16 protein-coding genes are annotated in these 18,386 nt (G+C 47.9%); 4 read left to right on the forward strand and 12 right to left on the reverse strand.

The genetic code is table 11. From position 1 onward, the window contains the following. Positions 1-125 precede the first annotated feature (125 nt). From JJQ88_RS01520 to nirB, 5 genes are read right to left on the reverse strand one after another with little or no spacing between them, the layout of a single operon-like run. Positions 126-746, reverse strand: coding sequence for an NAD(P)-binding protein (locus JJQ88_RS01520; RefSeq protein WP_246860869.1), 621 nt, complete (start codon positions 744-746; stop codon positions 126-128). A 14-nt stretch (positions 747-760) separates the two neighbouring features. After that, complete coding sequence (locus JJQ88_RS01525; protein ID WP_210363978.1) at positions 761-1,495, reverse strand: sirohydrochlorin chelatase; 735 nt, start codon at positions 1,493-1,495, stop codon at positions 761-763. Positions 1,496-1,520: 25 nt separating this feature from the next. Beyond that, the gene (gene cobA / locus JJQ88_RS01530) at positions 1,521-2,981 is read right to left on the reverse strand and encodes a uroporphyrinogen-III C-methyltransferase (protein WP_210363979.1); all 1,461 of its coding nucleotides are present in this window, start codon (positions 2,979-2,981) and stop codon (positions 1,521-1,523) included. A 39-nt stretch (positions 2,982-3,020) separates the two neighbouring features. Beyond that, positions 3,021-3,341, reverse strand: a complete 321-nt coding sequence (locus tag JJQ88_RS01535; RefSeq protein WP_210363980.1) for a nitrite reductase (NAD(P)H) small subunit — start codon at positions 3,339-3,341, stop codon at positions 3,021-3,023. A gap of 14 nt (positions 3,342-3,355) precedes the next feature. Then, entirely contained in the window at positions 3,356-5,779 is a 2,424-nt protein-coding gene (gene nirB / locus JJQ88_RS01540; protein ID WP_210363981.1) for a nitrite reductase large subunit NirB, read from the reverse strand. Positions 5,780-6,040: 261 nt separating this feature from the next. Here nirB and JJQ88_RS01545 point away from each other — a divergent pair, with 261 nt between their 5' ends. Then, positions 6,041-6,412, forward strand: coding sequence for a DUF948 domain-containing protein (locus tag JJQ88_RS01545; RefSeq protein WP_210363982.1), 372 nt, complete (start codon positions 6,041-6,043; stop codon positions 6,410-6,412). Between the two features lie 238 nt (positions 6,413-6,650). Here JJQ88_RS01545 and JJQ88_RS01550 read toward each other — a convergent pair whose 3' ends face one another. The 6 genes from JJQ88_RS01550 to JJQ88_RS01575 all read right to left on the reverse strand — a co-directional run bounded on the left by JJQ88_RS01550 (position 6,651) and on the right by JJQ88_RS01575 (position 11,906). Continuing rightward, positions 6,651-7,841 (reverse strand): M14 family metallopeptidase, encoded by a 1,191-nt coding sequence (locus JJQ88_RS01550; protein WP_210363983.1) that lies wholly within the window; start codon positions 7,839-7,841, stop codon positions 6,651-6,653. A 240-nt stretch (positions 7,842-8,081) separates the two neighbouring features. Then, complete coding sequence (locus tag JJQ88_RS01555) at positions 8,082-8,663, reverse strand: TetR/AcrR family transcriptional regulator (protein ID WP_210363984.1); 582 nt, start codon at positions 8,661-8,663, stop codon at positions 8,082-8,084. Positions 8,664-8,685: 22 nt separating this feature from the next. Next, positions 8,686-9,393, reverse strand: coding sequence for an MBL fold metallo-hydrolase (locus JJQ88_RS01560; protein ID WP_210363985.1), 708 nt, complete (start codon positions 9,391-9,393; stop codon positions 8,686-8,688). Between the two features lie 225 nt (positions 9,394-9,618). Further along, on the reverse strand, positions 9,619-10,341 hold the full coding sequence (locus JJQ88_RS01565) for an amino acid ABC transporter ATP-binding protein (RefSeq protein WP_210363986.1): 723 nt from the start codon (positions 10,339-10,341) through the stop codon (positions 9,619-9,621). Next, positions 10,338-10,994: an amino acid ABC transporter permease gene (locus JJQ88_RS01570; protein WP_210363987.1), complete on the reverse strand. Its 657-nt coding sequence runs from the start codon at positions 10,992-10,994 to the stop codon at positions 10,338-10,340. The genes JJQ88_RS01565 and JJQ88_RS01570 overlap by 4 nt, the downstream gene beginning before the upstream one ends. Before the next feature lie 75 nt (positions 10,995-11,069). Then, positions 11,070-11,906, reverse strand: coding sequence for a basic amino acid ABC transporter substrate-binding protein (locus JJQ88_RS01575; RefSeq protein ID WP_246860870.1), 837 nt, complete (start codon positions 11,904-11,906; stop codon positions 11,070-11,072). Between the two features lie 254 nt (positions 11,907-12,160). Here JJQ88_RS01575 and JJQ88_RS01580 point away from each other — a divergent pair, with 254 nt between their 5' ends. Together JJQ88_RS01580 and JJQ88_RS01585 are read left to right on the forward strand one after the other, a co-directional pair. After that, on the forward strand, positions 12,161-12,529 hold the full coding sequence (locus tag JJQ88_RS01580) for a VOC family protein (protein ID WP_210363989.1): 369 nt from the start codon (positions 12,161-12,163) through the stop codon (positions 12,527-12,529). 111 nt (positions 12,530-12,640) lie between these two features. After that, complete coding sequence (locus tag JJQ88_RS01585) at positions 12,641-13,858, forward strand: MFS transporter (protein WP_210363990.1); 1,218 nt, start codon at positions 12,641-12,643, stop codon at positions 13,856-13,858. Between the two features lie 87 nt (positions 13,859-13,945). On the opposite strand, the gene JJQ88_RS01590 is transcribed toward JJQ88_RS01585, so the two are convergent. Then, positions 13,946-16,693, reverse strand: a complete 2,748-nt coding sequence (locus JJQ88_RS01590; protein WP_210364227.1) for a dynamin family protein — start codon at positions 16,691-16,693, stop codon at positions 13,946-13,948. A 460-nt stretch (positions 16,694-17,153) separates the two neighbouring features. On the opposite strand from JJQ88_RS01590, the gene JJQ88_RS01595 reads away from it, so the two are divergent. Beyond that, on the forward strand, positions 17,154-17,678 hold the full coding sequence (locus JJQ88_RS01595) for a hypothetical protein (RefSeq protein WP_210363991.1): 525 nt from the start codon (positions 17,154-17,156) through the stop codon (positions 17,676-17,678). Positions 17,679-18,386: the final 708 nt, after the last annotated feature.

An 18,386-nucleotide genomic window follows, 5' to 3' on the forward strand; every position in this document is an offset into this window, starting at 1 on the left:
TTCGCCCACGCACGAAGGAAATGCATTAGCATTTTCGAGGAGTCAGTCCCTTCCGTTCCAATCACCTCTTTAAAAAACAACATTCAGCTTTAACACAGCCTTTTATAAAGATCGGGGATTAGCCTCTATATATCCTCTTCCAGAGCTTCCTTCAGCATCTCTGTAAATCTCTCTTCCCGTTTTTCGGAATCCAGGAACCTGCTATCCGCAATGGCTGCAAGGAGCTGCTTTTTCTTTCTTTCCCCCTTCACTTCAGCTAAAATCGTTGTGCGGCAAGCCGCAAGGAATTCAAGGTAGTTCTCATACCGTTCATCGAAGAGTTCTTCCAACTGGCCGCGGATTTTCTTTGCAAGCATCGGACTCGCCCCTGATGTGGAGATGGCAATCGACAGCTTTCCTCTTTTGAGTACAGAGGGCACCTGGAAATCGGATAGCTCCGGATCGTCGGCGATATTGAACAGTTGGCCCAGAGCTGCGCTTTCTTTCACGGCAAGATTGACGTCCCTGCTGTCCGTCGCGGCCATGACAAGAAATGCCCCCTTAATGTCATCAGGGGAAAATGGTTTTTGAAGCCAGGATAAACGCCCTGCCTCAGACAGCTTCAGCAAGCAAGCCGTCAGTTGCGGGCTCACCACCGTCACATCAGCCCCTTCCTCCAGCAGGCCGGAGATTTTGCGTTCCGCTACCCTGCCGCCGCCGACAACAACCGCTTTCCGGCCATTCAAATCTAGATTGATCGTGTACAAGACGCCTCCTCCTTTCAAAGAATCCCAGCTTCCACTGCCCTATTGACCAGCAATTCCTGCAGCCGGCCGTCAAAGCCGACCGGTTCGCAGACGATTACTTCGTTCCGGGGATTCAGCCTGGAGATTTCCTGTGCATTTTCTTCCATTTTAACAGCAAAACCGCCAGTGAACAGCAGATATGGGAGCAGATAAACCTTTCTTACCTGGCTGCTTAACAGCTGGCTGCATTTCCCGGCGTAAAAAGGGGATGTCGTGATATAAGCCGTCTCCACTCGGGCTGCTGTCTTCCGGCGCATTATGCCGGCCAATGTCTCAAATTCCACAGCTGCCTGCGGATCACGGCTTCCATGGCCGACAAGCAGGATTGCCTCGTCACGGCTGCCGGTATACCCTTTACTCCGCAAGCGCTCCTCGATGATATCCACCATGATGCCATTGATCCCGAGTGGCTTTCCGTAGAGAATTCCAATCCCCGGGTGCTTTTGCTGTGCTTTTTCAAGAATTTGCGGAATATCGAGGTTCGCATGGATGCCAGGAAGCAACAAAACGGGAATGACAAAGATTTCTGTTGCGCCCCTCCTTATGCAGTTCTCGACTGCCTCCATTACAGTGGGCCTGGCGTTTTCCAGGAAACCGTACACTACAATTGGCAGAGGCGTCCGGTCAAGAACCTGTCTGATGAAAGTGATAAATTGCTTGTTCCCTTCATCCGTCCTGCTTCCGTGGCTGATGAATACAGCAGCTTTCATCTTAACTGTCCCTCCTGTCCCATGTTCAGATTGCTGGCAATTCCAGCTTCTTTTCCTTTAGGTGATCGATTACCGCCGCATTCGTTGGCGCCTTGATGACAGAATCGGTCTGCAATCCAAAGGCTTCAGCTGCCCATGCCGTTTGTTCGCCCATGCAGATGACTTCCGCTTTAGTAAGGAGCTGTTGCGGAACGCGCTCCTTGAGGACACCTTCCTCAATCAAAGTCTTCGCCGCCCTGCTGCTTGGCACAATCACGGTATTGATTGAAGCCTCTTCCAGCATCCGTTCAAAAATCGGGATGAATTGTTCGTCAATGACTGTCCTCGAGGTCACGAACCGATCGGCATCCTTAGAAAAAATCCCAGAGTCGCTGTCACCGACGATCAGCAGTTTTCCTGCTAGAGGCATGCACTGTTCCAATTGAGCGGATAAGCCTTTCTCGTTCAGGGCACGAACTGATTTTACAGAGCATCCATACAGGTCGGCTCTGATTTTCCTGATATCGATCCCTACCTGGAAGGCACTTTTGAAAAAGTCATCGACACATTCAGGAGAAGTGAAAAGGATTGCTTCGTATTCCGATATGGAATCCAATACTTCTAAATTAGCAGGTACCCTGACCTTTTTCCACTTGGGATATTCGATCACATCCGCCCCTTGCTCGGTCAGTTCCATCGCTAGTTTGCTAGGGGTTGTTCCAGTCCTCGCCAATAAGATCTGCTTGCCGAAAAGCGGCTTTTTCTCGAACCAGTCCAATTTTCTTCGCAGGGAAATGATATCGCCAACAAGTGTGATCGCAGGGTTTGTGAAGTTTTCTTTCCTGGCTTTTTCTGCTATGTCAGCCAATGTGCCTTCAAGCGTTTTCTGGCGCGAGAATGTGCCCCATTGTATTAGGATCACCGGCGTTTCCGATGGTTTGCCATGTTTGACCAAATTGTTACAAATATACGGAAGATTGGAAATGCCCATATAAAAAGCAATGGTATCAATCCCCCTTGCAAGTCCCTTCCAGTCCAGCTTTGGCTGGCCATCCGCCGATTTATCATGGGCAGTAACAACCGCGAACGACTCACCGAACTCCCGGTGGGTAACTGGGATGCCTGCATAGAGAGGAGCGGCGATCCCAGAAGTGATGCCAGGAACAATTTCGAAGGAAAGCCCATTTCCAGCCAATGCAGCTGCTTCTTCGCCGACCCGCCCGAATACCCCCGGGTCGCCGCCTTTCAGCCGAACAACAAGTTTGCCTTCAAGCACTTTCTCCACAAGAAGGTCATTGATCATTTCCTGGCGGAGGACATGGCGATCCGGAAGCTTACCGCAGTAGATGAGTTCGCAATTTTCCGCAGCAAACTCAAGCAGCTTTGGGTTGGCAAGGCGATCATATAAAATGACTTCCGCCTTCTTGATTGCCTCCATCCCTTTAACCGTGATCAATTGAACATCCCCGGGCCCCGCCCCGACCAAACATGCTTTTCCTTTTTTCATTGTGCTGACATCCTTTCGCATTAAGAAAATTCCCAAGGATTATGAAATCAAATACACTACATCATTCTCGACTTCGACTCGATACGTTTTTACTTCACCAGTATCCGGCGCCTGAACTTTTCCATCCTCCAGGGATATTTTCAAGTCATAAACCGGACAGTAAATGAAGGGGCCGCTGACAAGCGCATCAGCTAGTGTCCCTCCTTTCCAGTGCGGGCTGCGATTCTCTACGGCTTTCACCTCCCCGGTTGTTAGGCGGAACAAAACGATTTCATCTCCATTGACGGCGATTGCCTGCCCTGCCCGTTCAGGCAGGGAGCTGTAATCTGTAATCTTGACCTTTACCATTGTTTTTCCCATTTCCATCCACCTCCCTATTCGATTGTCACTTTTCGCCTTTGGTAGTATTTTTCTTTGATTGCTTCGTTCTCAATTGCTTCCTGCCATGGCTCGTGATATCTCTCAAGTGTCTTTTCAAGCCGTTTGTTCAGCTCTTTTCTTGTTTCGCTATCATCCAAAACTGCTCTAACGTTCTCAAGTCCCATCCGTTCCAGCCAAGGAGCTGTCCGTTCAAGGTAGGAAGCCGTTTCACGATAATATTGGAGGTAGGCTCCAGTTATTTCGATTGCTTCTTCCTTCGTTTTTACAGTGATCAGCAAGTCTGCAGCTCTTAAATCCGTGCCGCCATTTCCGCCGACATAGATTTCCCAGCCGCCATCGACACCGACAAAGCCGATATCCTTGATTCCGGATTCAGCACAGTTTCTTGGGCAGGCTGACACGCCCATCTTTACTTTATGCGGCGTATCGAGTCGTTCGAATTTCTTCTCAAGTTCAATTCCAAGACCCATCGAATCCTGGGTGCCGAAACGGCAGAATTTCGCGCCAACACAAGTTTTGACTGTACGCAACGTTTTTCCGTATGCATATCCGGACGGCATTCCAAGATCTTCCCACATCGCCGGCAAATCATCTTTTTTTACTCCGAAAAGGCCGATCCGCTGTCCGCCAGTAAGTTTGACGAGCGGCACATCATATTTTTCAGCCACCTCGGCAATCTTCTTCAGGTCTGCAGCTGTGGTGACACCGCCATACATTCTTGGAACAACGGAATAAGTGCCATCCTTCTGGATGTTGGCATGCATTTTTTCGTTGACAAGCCTTGAATCACGCTCATCCTTATATTCATTGAAGTTGACCATTCCAAGATAGTAGTTTATGGCCGGGCGGCATTTTGAACAGCCTTCCTCTTGTTTCCAGCCAAGGACGTTCATTACTTCCCTGACGTTCGTAAGCCCCTTCGCCCTGATTTCGTCAACCACTTCATCCCTGCTCAAAGTTGTACAGCCGCAGATGGCTGCTTTTTTGGCAGAAGTATCGTACTGGTCGCCGAGCGTATGGGCGAGAATATCGGATATCAGTGTTTTACAGCGGCCGCATGAACGGCCGGCGTTTGTGCAGCCTCCTACTTCATCGACTGTTGTCAGTTCGTTCTGGCGGATTGCTTCGACGATTGTCCCTTTTGAGACACCATTACAGCCACACACCAGTTCATCGTCTGCCATCGCCGCAACATCACTGGCGTCCCCGCTGCAACAGCCGCCCGCTTCAAGAATAGACACGCTTGTCATTCCGCTGACGTCTTCTCTTTTTGTCAGCATCCTGAACAGTCGATTGCTGTCCTTCGTCTCACCGTAAAGGACGATGCCGGTGATCCGGTTGTCCCGGATGACAATTTTTTTGTAGACACCGTCAAATTCGTTATGCACCTTGATGGACTTTGCTTCCGGGTCCTCGCCGATCTCCCCTGCGGAGAACAGGTCGCAGCCAGATACTTTCAGCTGAGTGCCGCAAATGGTGCCTTCATAAGGTTTTGTCTCCGCTCCTGCCAGGTTCGCGGCCAGCACCTTTCCCTGCTCATACAATGGGGCTACAAGCCCATAGACGATTTCCCGATGTTCTGCGCATTCCCCGACAGCGTAAATATGCGGTATGGACGTTTCCATATAATCGTTGACGACAATTCCCCTGTTCACATAAATGCCGCTGTCTTTTGCAAGCTTGACATTCGGCCGGATTCCAACGGCCATGACCACTAGGTCGGCAGCGATTTCAGAACCGTCGGCGAACCGGATGCCGGACACCCGTCCATCACCGAGGATTTCCGCTGTCTGTTTTTCAAGCAGGAAGTTCATCCCCTGTGATTCAAGTTCTTTTCTCAGCATCTCAGAAGCCGTGGCATCCAATTGCCTTTCCATCAAGTAAGGCATAAGATGGACGACGTCCACCTCCATCCCGAGATTCAGCAGGCCTCGCGCTGCCTCCAAACCAAGAAGGCCGCCACCGATGACAACTGCCCTTTTATATTCCTCCGAATCCTTGATCATCATTTCACAATCATGGATGTCACGAAAGCCGACCACACCTTGCTTTTTCGCTCCTGGCACTGGCAAAATAAACGAACTTGAGCCAGTTGCAATGATCAACTCATCATATTCGGTGATCCGCCCTTCACTGGAAATTACTTTCTTGTTCTCTTTGTCTATTTTCACGATTGCTTCCCCGGCATAAAGCTTGATGCCATTGTTTTTATACCAATCCCAGTCATTCATGATGATATCGTCAATTGTTTTGTCACCCTGGAGGACTGTAGATAACATGATCCGATTGTAATTAGGATGCGGTTCACTCCCAAAAATCGTTATCTCGTAAGCATTTGGCTCAAGTTTCAGCAGTTCTTCGATTGTTCTGACTCCTGCCATCCCGTTGCCGGCCATGACCAGTTTTCTCTTTTCCATTTTTTGTTCCTCCCATATAATCTTGCTTTCCATTTGGAAGCAATAGGTATTTTCGGAGTTTGAAAGGTAGATAATATATTCTCTATGTCTAAATTGTAATCCTAGAGGATTCTCCTGTTTGTGAAGTTCGTCACATTTCAGTTAATCATGTTCAGAGTTTCACAAATACGTCAAATTAACAAATCCAGGATTCCCAGTTAGGATGTAATCATTATGGGGTATTCAATAGATTAAAAGACATCTAAAGGAGGAAACAAAACGATGATCATTGTCTACATCAGTTTGGCCGTTATTGCTGCCTCGCTAGTATATTTAGGATTCACCCTATTCAAGACTTTTAAGGAAACCAAACCAGCGATTGAAAAGATGCAGGAATCGGCAACAAGGGTCCAGGCAAAAACGAATGCCATCAAGCAGGAAACAGACAGGCTTACAACTAATCAGCAACAGCTTCTTTCTGATTTCGAAGAGAAGAAAACCGCAGTCAACACATTGGTTTTTTCCGTGAAACAGACACCAGCGATTTTCAAGGGCGCGATCAAAGTGAAACCTGTTGCGGAACTTGAACAAATAGCCAAGGCGCGCATCTGGAATCGTAAGCGGAGGAATACAGCAGCGCAATCACAATACTGAAGGACGATAAAAGAAGGACAGAAACGCCTGAACAGAGAATACGGGCTGTACCAGATCGATCCTTGTACGAAGGACAAACACACGATTAAACACAAAAAGCTTGGGGACTTAAAAGTTTCCCCAAGCTTTTTTTCTAAGGTGATGATCTCGTTATTTATATGCTAATTAAGATATCATTTAACCTGTAATTCGATTTTTCTCCAGGCATTGGAACTACAAAGATAGTATTCCTGAAGCTTCATAGGTACAATCCAGCCAAAAAGATTCCCAGGGCTTCTTCGTAGATCTCATCATATTGCGACAGCGGAAGCGGATTGACGCCAAAGCCTAATTCGACGGTGAATCCTGGACGGCGCCAATCCTGGATGAACCAATCCTTGTAGCCCGCATAGCTCTCAATCGTTTTTACCGGCTGATAGCCGCTGACTCTCGCGAATTCATTGACCATCCTTTCTGATTCAGGTGGTTCAAGGTTCTCAAAGCCCCAATAAATCACTTCACCCTGGGTATGAAAGGCCAGCACCCGAGAAAAATCACGCCGTTTCGTCAGTTCAGCCATCGCAATGGCTTCCGGTTCGGAGAGCGGCTTTTCGCCAGGATAATCCCTAGGCCCTGGCTTGGCCGGATTGCGCGCTTTTTCAAGCTCCCATTCCGCAGGGAATTGGTCATTCAGGTCAACCCCGCGGATATTCGCTTTCCACCCTGAAAAATCCAGGCTGCCTTTATTCAGTTCTACCACCTTTGACTTCCATGGCTCAGCATCAGGAGGACCATTCAACACCAAGTCTACCCCGTCTGGATTGACCATCGGCACGATCGACAAGGTCGTTTGCGTATAATAGCTGGACATCGGCAAACCGCGAATGGCTGTATTATTTGTCAAGGCAAGCAAATAATCATTCAGAAAGGTCATGATGACTGGGGTTGTGATCCATTCCTGGGCATGGAACGAACCGTTATAATGCACTCGCTTCGGCCCAGCCCCTATCAAAGCTTCTGGAATCGTCTTTCCCAGTACGGATTTCCCAATGGACGGCACTTTCATGAATGGGTAGACACTCTGCAGCCTCCTCAAGTCGTTCATCACGGAGGCGTAGTCGTACTTCTTTTTGCCCTCGACAATCCTCCAGGTAACCCTTAACGGCACCTTGATCATTTGGCCGATATACAGCGCATTCGGATTGATGTTCCTGTTCGCCAGCAGCAAGGCATCGACAGGCAAGTTCCGGCTGCGCGCAATGTTCCATAATGTATCGCCTGCCCGGATCCGGTAATCGACCGCCGCAAAGCCTGGAATCCTTACTCTTTGGCCAACCTGCAGGCGATCCGGGCTCAAATCCCGGTTTGAGTCGAGGATCAGCTTCAGAGAAACTGTAAAGAGATTGCTATAGTACCAGAAGGAATCTCCCTGCCTCACATATATATCCACCAAGCTCCCCCTCTCTTTTGAAAAAGCAGCGTCTATATATGTGTATGTGCCTGACTTTAAAAACTGGCAGATAAATTTCAAATTGGCAAGAAAATAGAAAAGGGACAGAGAAGCCCTGCCTTCTTCAAACTCGACTGCTATCCATTCGGCCATTTATGAACCGTATGATTTTTAAAAGCGTATGGAATGGCATGATTCCTGGCTGCGGGACCATCAGGATAGCGCTGGCCCTCTATCCCGTCACTCGGTTCCCTTATTCTTTATCCCATCCATAAAAGCGAGGATGGCCATTGTGTAGCTTTCTTCCAGATCAAGCGGGCAGCCAAAGCCTCCCTTTTGCTCAAGCGACGCAAAACCATGCATGATGCTCCGCAATCCCCTGACAGCATGGATGGCCTCTGCTTCATTAAGTACCATTGGGCCGATTGCTTCCCTGACTAATTCCACGATTTGTTCCCCTACTGTAAAAGTCTCCTGATCTCCCGGACCGGGGGCAGATAAAGCTGCTTCATACAAGCCTGGATTTCCCCTCGCAAAAGAAAGGTAGACCTTGCTTAATTGGAGTACTTTTTCCGTTCCAGCCTTTGCCCCGCCAGTTCCTCCTGCCAATTCCCCGTAGAGTTGTTTAAGCGAGAAGCAGGTAAGTTCTCTTTTTAAATCAGCCAATCCGTCAAAATGATTGTACAAGGATGGGGGCTTGATCTTCAGTTTTTTAGCGAGAAGGGATAACGGAAGATTCAGGGTTCCATATTCATTCGCCAGCTCTGCCGCCGCTTTCATGATCACTTCTTTGGTCAAAGCTACGTGTGGTCTTGGTGACAATTTTGATTCGCTCCGTTTCCTGTTACTTCATCAGCCTTTCTTCCGCTTTCTTGATCGCTTCGTTTATTTTTCCAGAAGGGGATGAAAGCAGATCGCCGTGCCCTACTGCCAGAAGGCTTGGCATCAAACCATTGATTTTCCTCGCGCTTTGAACCGCAGCCTCCAGGTTCCACGTGGCCATCGCCGGGAACGGGAACGAGGGAATCGTTACTCCAGAGACAGCAATCCCCCCTCTTGTCTGGAAGGCATCTCCAGCAATCACAGCATTGGAGCGCTCATCAAGGAGGGCAATCGAGCCTGGTGTGTGGCCGGGCGCAGCTATGGCAAGCAACGAACCAATCCTATCCCCTTCTTTTAAAAGAAAATCAGGCTTCGTCTTGATTTTTTTCGGTATCCCCCCGCGGATGGGAGTCTGGGGCTCTGTAGGGGCAAGGGATCGATCGCCAGCCAAAAGCCGCGCCTCACGGCTTGAGACATAAACAGGGACATCCCACTTATCCTTCAGTCCGTCAAGTGCCCCCACATGGTCGTTATGGGCATGCGTCAGGATGATTTTCCTGACTTCTTTGCCTATTTCCGCTGCAGCTTTCATGATAGCGGCAACACTGTTTGGCAAAGCCGCATCTATCAAAGTAAGGCCCTCTTCCTCTTCGACAAAATAGCAGTTAATCGGGAAAAAACGAGGCATGAACGTCAACTGATAGAGATTCCCTTCCTTCCTCATTCGCATATTATTCCCCCTCCATAAAACTAACACCATTAGTTTTAATGTAACGAATGACACTCGTTTTGGCAAACTCTTTTTCAGATCGCGCCTCCCCAACAGCGGAGGTGGCTGGATACGACCGACAAAGGAGCACAGCAGTCGTGTCCTAGCCAGAAATAGTTCACGGAAAGGAAGCGATTCATCAACAAAGAAAAAAGGAACCGCTTCAGGCAGCTCCCTTCCCCCGGATCATAGTACCTTGCTCAAGAAGGATTTCGTCCGCTCGTGCTGCGGGAACTCGAACAACTCTTTGGGCACGTTCTCTTCGATAACCTGCCCCCCATCCATAAAAATGACCCGGTCGCCCACTTCTCTTGCGAAGCCCATTTCATGGGTTACAATGACCATCGTCATCCCTTCGCCCGCAAGCTGCCTGATGACCTCGAGCACTTCCCCGACCATTTCTGGATCAAGCGCTGATGTCGGTTCATCAAACAGCATGATTTTCGGTTCCATCGCAAGTGCCCTGGCAATGGCCACCCGCTGTTTTTGCCCTCCAGAGAGCGATGCTGGGTAAGCCTCCGCCTTCTCCACGAGCCCTACCTTCTTCAAAAGTTCCATTCCTTTGGCCCTCGCTTTTTCCGGTTCGATTTTCCTGACCTTCAATGGTGCTAGCATAATGTTTTCGAGTACCGTTTTATGGGGAAAAAGGTTGAAATGCTGAAAGACCATCCCTACTTCCTCGCGCACTTTATTGATATCCGTCCCCTTGTCAGTGATATCCTTCCCTTCAATCAGCACATGGCCGCCCGTGATTGTCTCAAGCAGATTGATACAGCGGAGGAAAGTTGATTTCCCGGATCCAGATGGTCCGATGACCACTACGACCTCCCGGGGAGCAACAACGACATTGATCCCATTCAGTACCTTGTGGGCACCAAAGGACTTCTGCAGATTGGCAACTTTGATCATTCTGTTTCCAGCCTTCTTTCCAGACGATTTAGCAAAAAGCTTAGCGACAGTGTCAATAAAAGATAAATGAATGCTGCAGTAAGATACGGCTCCCAAACCCGATAATACTGCCCTGCCATCGACCTGCCCCAGTACATGATCTCAGGGGTGGCAATGACAGCTGCCAATGATGACTCTTTGATGAGCACGATGAATTCATTCCCAAGCGGCGGGATCATCCGTTTAAAAGCCTGGGGCAGGATCACATATCCCATGGCCCTGACGTGGCTCATCCCAAGTGACCTTGCTGCTTCCATTTGACCACGGTCAATCGACTGGATGCCTGCGCGGAAAATTTCGGCAATATACGCGGCAGCATTCAATGAAAGTGCGATGATCGTTGCGACAATTCCATTCGTTTCGCCAAGTAACAAAGGGACAACCCCAAAGTGAACCAGGAGGATCTGGACAAACAAAGGGGTTCCCCGGAAAAAGGTAATATACCAGGAAAACGGCAGTGCCAGCCATTTGCGGCGCTGCATTTTGCCTAAACCGATGAACAGTCCGAGGATTGTCCCGATTGCGATTCCTGCTAGTGAAAGCGCTACGGTGACAAGGGTTCCTTTAGCCAGGTAAGGGGAGTATTCAAGAATGATATCCAAGCGAAAATCCATGGCTTGCCTCCTTTTATTCCGTTGCTTTTGCAAAAAAATAGCGTAACAGCACGTTACGCAATTCACAGAAAGTCGTTATTGTGACGCTTCCTGCTCTGCCTTCAACTTTTCCATGTCAGGCTTTGTACCGAACCAGTCCTCGTGAATTCTTTCATAGGTGCCATTCTCGATGATTTTCCTGATTGCCTGATCGAATTCTTTCTTCAGTTCACTCCCTTTTGGGAAAAGAATGCCGTAAAACTCAGAATCGAAGCTTGTACTGTCCTCAATGACCTTCAATTTCTCATTTGGATTGTTCTTTGCGTATACCTCGACGACACCATTATCAGCTACAACAGCATCCGCTCCGCCGCTCATCATCTCCATGATCGCAAGGTTGTTGTTGTCGAACTTCTTGATATCCTTATTGTTCTTTCCGAGCAGCTTATCGACTGCTGCCTGCCCTGTCGTCCCATTCTGGACGGCCACCTTTTTCCCCTTCAGGTCGGCTGCGCTTTCCACATCGCTGTCTTCGCGGACTAATATCTTATTGGTCGACAGGAAGTACGGAAGCGAGAAGTCATAGGTTTGCTTCCTTTCATCATCGATCGAGATCGATGAAACCGCCAAGTCCGCCCGCTTGCTCTTGATTTCCACGAAAATCGGATCCCAGCCAACATGCTCGAATTTCAATTCATAGCCGGCCTCTTTTGCGGCAGCCTTAAGGAAATCAATATCGAAGCCGACTATTTTGTCCCCTTCCTGGTATTCAAAAGGGGCATAGGCAGCATCTGTCACCACCCTCAGTTCCTTTTTCACCTTACCTCCATCGACGCCATTTGCTTCTTTTGTTTCGGTTGTCCCGCATGCCGCCATCAGCAGGACGCCAAGCGAAATCACCAAAATTGCGAAAATTCTCCTTTTCTGCTTCAATTTCATACTCCCTTTCTTTTTCGATTTCATAGTGAAAAGTTCATTAACATTTAATAATTTATATGTAAAAGAGAATGCTTGTATTACTGAATAAAACCAAAGGCTAGAGGATTCAAAGGGGATCCGGCGCCACTAAGTTGAAAAATCAGCGTACTATTTTCAGACATAAGACATACTTATCGTTATTAATCAATTAAATAAAATTTACTTATCCTAAATAGCTGGCTAGAATGAGGGAAGAGGAGGGATATTGTATGGAATTCAAATACAAAGGCATCGACCATATCCAGCTGGCTGCCCCTAAAGGCTGCGAAGAAAAAGCCCGGGCGTTTTTTGGAGAAATATTAGGGTATGAAGAAATCGAAAAGCCAGAAGAATTGAAAAAACGGGGCGGAGTTTGGTTTAGATATGGAGCCTGCCAGATTCATATTGGAGTTGAAGATCCATTCACGCCAGCCCGGAAGGCGCACCCTGCTTTTGAGGTGGAAAACCTGGAAAAGTTAATGAAGCATTTGGCACTGTCAGGAGTGGACTACATGAAAGACAGCAACCTGCCTGGGGCGAATAGAATCTATGTATATGACCCTTTTGGCAACAGGATCGAATTCCTTGAATGGATATAAAAGAGCGATAGTCCCCTAGCAGACCCCTTTGGTTTTCAATTCCACTAATTTCTGGTATAATGAAGTTTAGCTTTGCGAAATATTCGCATCAAGAAAGAAGTGGTAAATGGAATGACACAACAGCAGCAAGCTGCTAAACGGAATTTAGTGATCATGTGGTTTGCGAACTTCTTCATTGCCGGCAGTATGACGATGGTAATGCCTTTTATTTCTTTATATATAGAAACGTTTGGCCACTTCTCTGAGCAATATGTCCAGAATTGGTCGGGCCTTACATTCGGGATCACATTCGTGACAGCCTTCCTCTTCTCTCCAGTCATCGGACGGATGGGGGATCGGTTCGGGCGGAAGAGGATCCTTATTTTCTTGGGGCTAGGTATGGGTTTGTCGATTTTCCTGCTTGGCTTCGCAAGTACGGTATGGGAATTGTTTTTACTGAGAATGTTCATGGGCTTGTTTTCAGGCTTCATCCCTGTTTCCCAGGCGATGATTTCCACGCAGACGCCTAAGGAGAGAGCCGGCCGGGTGCTTGGCACATTGCAGACCGGCAGCATCACAGGTTCCTTGCTTGGACCGATGATTGGCGGTGTCCTGGCAGATTCATTAGGTTATGGACACACCTTCCAATCCACCTCCGTCTTTATCATCGTTTCCGCGGTCCTTGTATTCTTCGTTAAGGAACAAAGGGTTGACATCAAGAAGGATACGAAGACAAATTACAGTCGGAAAGAAGTCCTTCAGCATATTTTCAAGAACCCGATCATGGTCAATGTTTTGTTGATGTCCATGCTGGTCCAGGTTGCCCATTTCAGCATCCAGCCAATCCTGTCGCTCTATGTTGGCCATCTGCACGGGAACGAAAACTTGGCATTCTTCTCTGGCATTGCCTTCTCGGCAGCTGGGCTGGGAAATTTGCTGATGGCAAGGAGATGGGGGCAAATCGCTGATAGAATCGGTTATGTGAAAATCCTGGTCATCCTTCTGTTCCTGTCAGGAATCGTTTACCTACCAGGCGGGTTCGTCGATAATATCTGGGAGCTCGTGCTGATCCGTTTCTTCCTCGGCATCACCATTGGCGGCATCATCCCGGTCAGGGTTGCCTATATCCGCCAGGAAGCACCTGTTGCCATGCAGGGAGAGGTCCTGGGTTATAATACAAGTCTGCGTTTTCTCGGGAATATCATCGGCCCATTCCTGGGCGGCTTCCTCTCAGGCTTTTACGGTTTCACATCCGTGTTTATCGTAACGAGCGGATTATTGCTCCTGAGCGGGCTGATCCTTTATGGTTCCATGCAGCGTAACCCGGAGTTCGTGAAAGACACATTTTAAGAAATAATGGATACTGGACTGCCAGCATCCTCTTATATTTAATGAAACCAGCCGGCTGGTCACCTGACCGCCGGCTGGTTTTTTGTTTCATTCGCCTCTTCCTGCTGCTGTCATCCATTCTAACTGTCGAAGCTTCACTTCGTATAACTTCAGCGGATCCCGATACAATTCAGGGCGAACTCGAATTTTATCAAGCTCATTCTTACTGTAAGCAATTTCGGACTTCGTATCCTCAACTGCCTTCTCAAGGTCAATATAAGGCTGTTTGAAGAATAAGTTGACATCCCGTTCAATTGATCTTTCAAAAATCTCGAATTGCTGAAGGAACTTTTCTGCGACCGATACCGCGATTCCATAATAGTCCTCTGTCTCAAGATACGTTTTATAGCGATTGTATAGCATCGCGTGGTTTTGCGGCAGAACTCCCAGAAGCTTGCCGGCACTCTTAAGGAAAAACTGCTGTGGAGTTGAGCGGTTCAGGATGTTGACTTCGTCGTGATGGTATCCGTTGGTCATCCTGTCCGCATCCCTGCGCCAGTCATCAAGGACCCTGAAGTCGCATTCCAAATTAAGTCTTTCTTCCCCGTACATGGAATTGAAGCCCTCTCCCATCTCGTCTAGGTAAGATTGGCTTTGTCCGAACTCTTCTTTTGAATGTTCCACCCATTTTTGGAGCGAATCATGGAACTTCGGCAGGATTGTCCCGCCGATATATTCCCTGATCCGTTTATTCATTTCCTCATTCATTTCAACATGCAGATTCCCAAAATCACTTTCTTCTGTAACCAGTCCGGAACAGCTTCTAAGCATTTCGGGGATTTTTTCAATCATTTCTGAACGGATCTCATCCTTGACCTTACGGAAGGATTTGAGGATCGAACGTGTTTTTTCCTCTTCCAGGTCGCCTAGCTGGTTGATAGCCCCATTAAGCTTGGAAACCATTTCTTCATTCCAGCTGATCGATTCCATATGGTTACTCTCAATCTCTATCCGCCTGCCAAGCAGATAGGTGATTGCCTGCCGCACAAAGAATTGTAGCTTGGCAGTCCGCTCTTCTTCTGCACTGGATGGATTTCCATTTGCTTTGATAAAATCCGAGAATTCCTTTAGCTGGGACTGATGATCGTAGTTTGCCGAAAAAGCGATCATTTTTGCTTCAGGATAATATTGGCTTATTTCAGCCCACGTATTGTCGAATAAATCGATTGCTTCCTGCTTGCTATATACGACATCGATCTTGTTCAACAGGAAATGGATCTGCAGGTCAGGAAACAGTTCGGATATTTTCGACAGGATCTCTCTTTCTTTTTCAGAGAATGGATCGTTCGCATTCAGGACAAACAGCAGACTGTCCGCAAACCTCAAGTAGTGGAACAGCGGATGTTTGTCGTAATTATTGCGGTTGATTCCCGGCGTATCGATCATAGCGAGCTGATGCTGCTTCAGAAATGGGAACGGAGCCTTTACATCGATAACTGCCTCATCATCGCGCGTCTTGCGGGCGGTACCAGCCGCTTCCTGGAAGTCTTCAACATCGGTAATCTTATAGACTTCCATATCGGTAATCTCTTGGATTTCAGTGTCTTCGCTGTGCATGAAGCGGATAACTGCTTCGGTCGGGGATACAGCCAGTTCTTCACCGATGACAGTGTTAATGAACGATGATTTGCCGTTCCCGGAAAGGCCAGCGACCAGGAGATTGTGGACATCGGGTCCATCCAATTCCTGCACCATCCATTTGATCCGGTTCCCAACTTCAACTTCATGCTCCTCCGCCCACTTGATGATGGAGGCGAAAAGCTCCATGCTATCATCGTATCCATTGTGGTATTCATTTGAATGCAGGATCAACGTTTCAGCATCATGGATAGCTGCCGGGCTGATCGAGGATGGGAATACCTCATTCCAGGCAATAATCGAAGAAGCGGAAACAAGGCGATCATCATTCGAAGTGATCTTCAGCCAATTCGTCAGCAACTCCGGAATCAACGGCGAAATCTCCTGGATCAAGCGTTCACCATTGATGAGCTCGAAATAAGACTCCTGGTACACCTCAGATAAATCGTTCCAGGAATCCTTCCGATTCCCATCCATGGCACTGAACAGGAGGTTGAAGTCCCGCAGCCAATCCATGTAAACTGAAGTGCCTTTATAGCTGTTCCACAATGAAACAGCAAGTTGCTCAAAACGCCTTCTGTCAACCTGGAACAGAACAGAAAGGGATTCGTTGAAATAGTCAGGCGTAAAGCTTTGAGTATTGCCTTGCTTAACATACTGATTCAAAATATCGAACCATTGAGGCGAACCGGTACGGACTGCTTCATTGACTGCAAGCTCTATAGCGTTTTCCCAGTCATCATGTTCTTCAAAGAAAGCTCTGGCAATTTCCGTCACACCTGGATAATCAGGGTCCAGGGCTACAGCTTCCTTTATAACCGAAACCGCTTTGTCCAACCCTCCCTTTTCTATGTATAGGGATAACAGCTGAAGACCGCTTTCAATCTTCAGAACGTTGCTGTCCGTCTGGATCGACAAGTACAATTCCTCTGCCGATGTATGCAGGCCCAGTTCGAGGAATGCATCGCCCATGTTTTTCTTCGCCCATGGGCCTAGCTCATTCGTGATGTTCTCCCATTTGAAAATCGCTGCCTCATAATCCTTGTTATGAAAATAGACTTCCCCTTGCGCAAACCGGATATAAGCCAAATCAGCCATATCCTTCTCCTGTTCGGCAAGATACAGTTCCCCAAGCACCCGTACAGGGTGGTTCCGTTCCCCGGATTCCATATAAGTCCTGTAATATTCCTTTTTAATCAATTGTTCCTCTAATGTCATATATTCCACCGACCTTATCCTTTATCCAGGGCGATCATGCCCCATCAGAAAAATGAAATCCTAACATTTTCTTTTTCCTCTAACTTCATCCGGTCAAACCTTATCATATTATTCTACCAAACAATCATTCATTCCAGATTTCAGGATTGTTTCAGATAAAATACAACAATTGCAGGCTATGTAACCTTTTTAATAATTAAGCCAATTCATTCCCAGAAAGCCCCGCTATGCAGCACGTTATCCAGACGGATTCCGCCGGCTGTTTCCAGCTGCTTCACCTCCCCTGCCGGATTGATGTGTTGACAAATTGGATCAATTCTTCATTGGCTATTCTTTTTTTTCATCCATATCTTACGAATTCTTTGAGCGTTTTATGGGAGGGAATGAAGTTTGTCACACCGTTAACAGGGCAATATTATTATAATTATGGTAACAGACCTGTGATGGAAGAGGAGATATTATGCTTACATTAAAGATGAAGGGCGTGCCCGTGGAAGAGATAGATTCTGAATATATAAAGAAGAGCGGCGGCAAATACTTTGTGGCCCAGGGAAATAAAAAGCTGGCAACGATTGTCAGCACAGGAGGAGCAAGCGAATTCCAGATTGATCCTTACCTCGATTTAGATGAATTTCAGTTTTTGAGGGATTTAATCCTTGATTCATGCTATGGCAATGAGGGTGCCATCGACGAACGCAACTGCCAGCTTGGATACCTGAAAAATGGTGAACAAGCTTATTTGATCAAGAACTGGGAAGAATGGAAAGCATTTTTAATGAAAGCCAAGTTAAGGACGCTTGAAGGCCAGAATGTGCAGGCATTGAATGAAGCAGGCGAAGAAATGGGTTCCGGCCTTCTGGCCGAATACGAAATCGGCTCAGAAAACCCCTTCCGCATCACCAGCTGTACGCTGATCACCCTGTTCGGAGAAAGAAAGTTCGACAATGAGAATATCTCGATTGTCCCTATGAATCAATTCGGATGATTTTTTCAGGAGAACACAAGGACGGGAACTACTTATAGGGTGGTTCCTTTTTATTTGCTGTAATTAATGAGTTGGTTCAGAAATCATTTTTCCGGGCTATCCTCTTCGCGCTTTGGATACAAGCGGACGGACTTTGTTCCCGTTCACCCTCCACCGCTCGCGATTGGCCTCTGGTCGTTCCCTTTTGGCTCTCTCGGGAACCCGTTTTGTAGCGAAAGACGCCCTTGCGTTACCTTTCGGCTCTTCCGGGAACCCGTTTGGGCGTGAGAGACGCCCTTGCGTTACCTTTTCGCTCTATCGGGAACCCGTTTGGGCGCGAGAAGACCCCTTACGTTACCTTTTCGCTCTTCCGGGAACCCGTTTTGTAGCGAAAGACGCCCTTGCGTTACCTTTCGGCTCTTCCGGGAGCCCGTTTGGGAACGAAAGACGCCCTTGCGTTACCTTTCCGCTCTATCGGGAGCCCGTTTGGGCACGAGAAGACCCTTTGCGTTACCTTTTCACTCTCCTGGGAACCCGTTTGGTCACGAGAAGACCCCTTGCGTTACCTTTCCGCTCTTCCGGGAGCCCGTTTGGGAACGAGAAGACCCCTTACGTTACCTTTTCGCTCTTCCGGGAGCCCGTTTGGGAACGAGAAGACCCCTTGCGTTACCTTTTCGCTCTTCCGGGAGCCCGTTTGGTCACGAGAGACGCTCTTACGTTACCTTTCGG

The organism is Bacillus sp. REN3 (genome assembly GCF_017912555.1).
Classification (GTDB): domain Bacteria; phylum Bacillota; class Bacilli; order Bacillales; family Cytobacillaceae; genus Mesobacillus.

What these genes read in the sequence shown, in the direction of transcription:
- JJQ88_RS01565 (WP_210363986.1), bottom strand. Translation starts at nt 10,341, where the DNA reads ATGATCAAAGTTGCCAATCTGCAGAAGTCCTTTGGTGCCCACAAGGTA.
- JJQ88_RS01560 (WP_210363985.1), bottom strand. Translation starts at nt 9,393, where the DNA reads ATGCGAATGAGGAAGGAAGGGAATCTCTATCAGTTGACGTTCATGCCT.
- JJQ88_RS01580 (WP_210363989.1), top strand. Translation starts at nt 12,161, where the DNA reads ATGGAATTCAAATACAAAGGCATCGACCATATCCAGCTGGCTGCCCCT.
- JJQ88_RS01585 (WP_210363990.1), top strand. Translation starts at nt 12,641, where the DNA reads ATGACACAACAGCAGCAAGCTGCTAAACGGAATTTAGTGATCATGTGG.
- JJQ88_RS01525 (WP_210363978.1), bottom strand. Translation starts at nt 1,495, where the DNA reads ATGAAAGCTGCTGTATTCATCAGCCACGGAAGCAGGACGGATGAAGGG.
- cobA (WP_210363979.1), bottom strand. Translation starts at nt 2,981, where the DNA reads ATGAAAAAAGGAAAAGCATGTTTGGTCGGGGCGGGGCCCGGGGATGTT.
- JJQ88_RS01545 (WP_210363982.1), top strand. Translation starts at nt 6,041, where the DNA reads ATGATCATTGTCTACATCAGTTTGGCCGTTATTGCTGCCTCGCTAGTA.
- JJQ88_RS01595 (WP_210363991.1), top strand. Translation starts at nt 17,154, where the DNA reads ATGCTTACATTAAAGATGAAGGGCGTGCCCGTGGAAGAGATAGATTCT.
- JJQ88_RS01570 (WP_210363987.1), bottom strand. Translation starts at nt 10,994, where the DNA reads ATGGATTTTCGCTTGGATATCATTCTTGAATACTCCCCTTACCTGGCT.
- nirB (WP_210363981.1), bottom strand. Translation starts at nt 5,779, where the DNA reads ATGGAAAAGAGAAAACTGGTCATGGCCGGCAACGGGATGGCAGGAGTC.
- JJQ88_RS01535 (WP_210363980.1), bottom strand. Translation starts at nt 3,341, where the DNA reads ATGGGAAAAACAATGGTAAAGGTCAAGATTACAGATTACAGCTCCCTG.
- JJQ88_RS01590 (WP_210364227.1), bottom strand. Translation starts at nt 16,693, where the DNA reads ATGACATTAGAGGAACAATTGATTAAAAAGGAATATTACAGGACTTAT.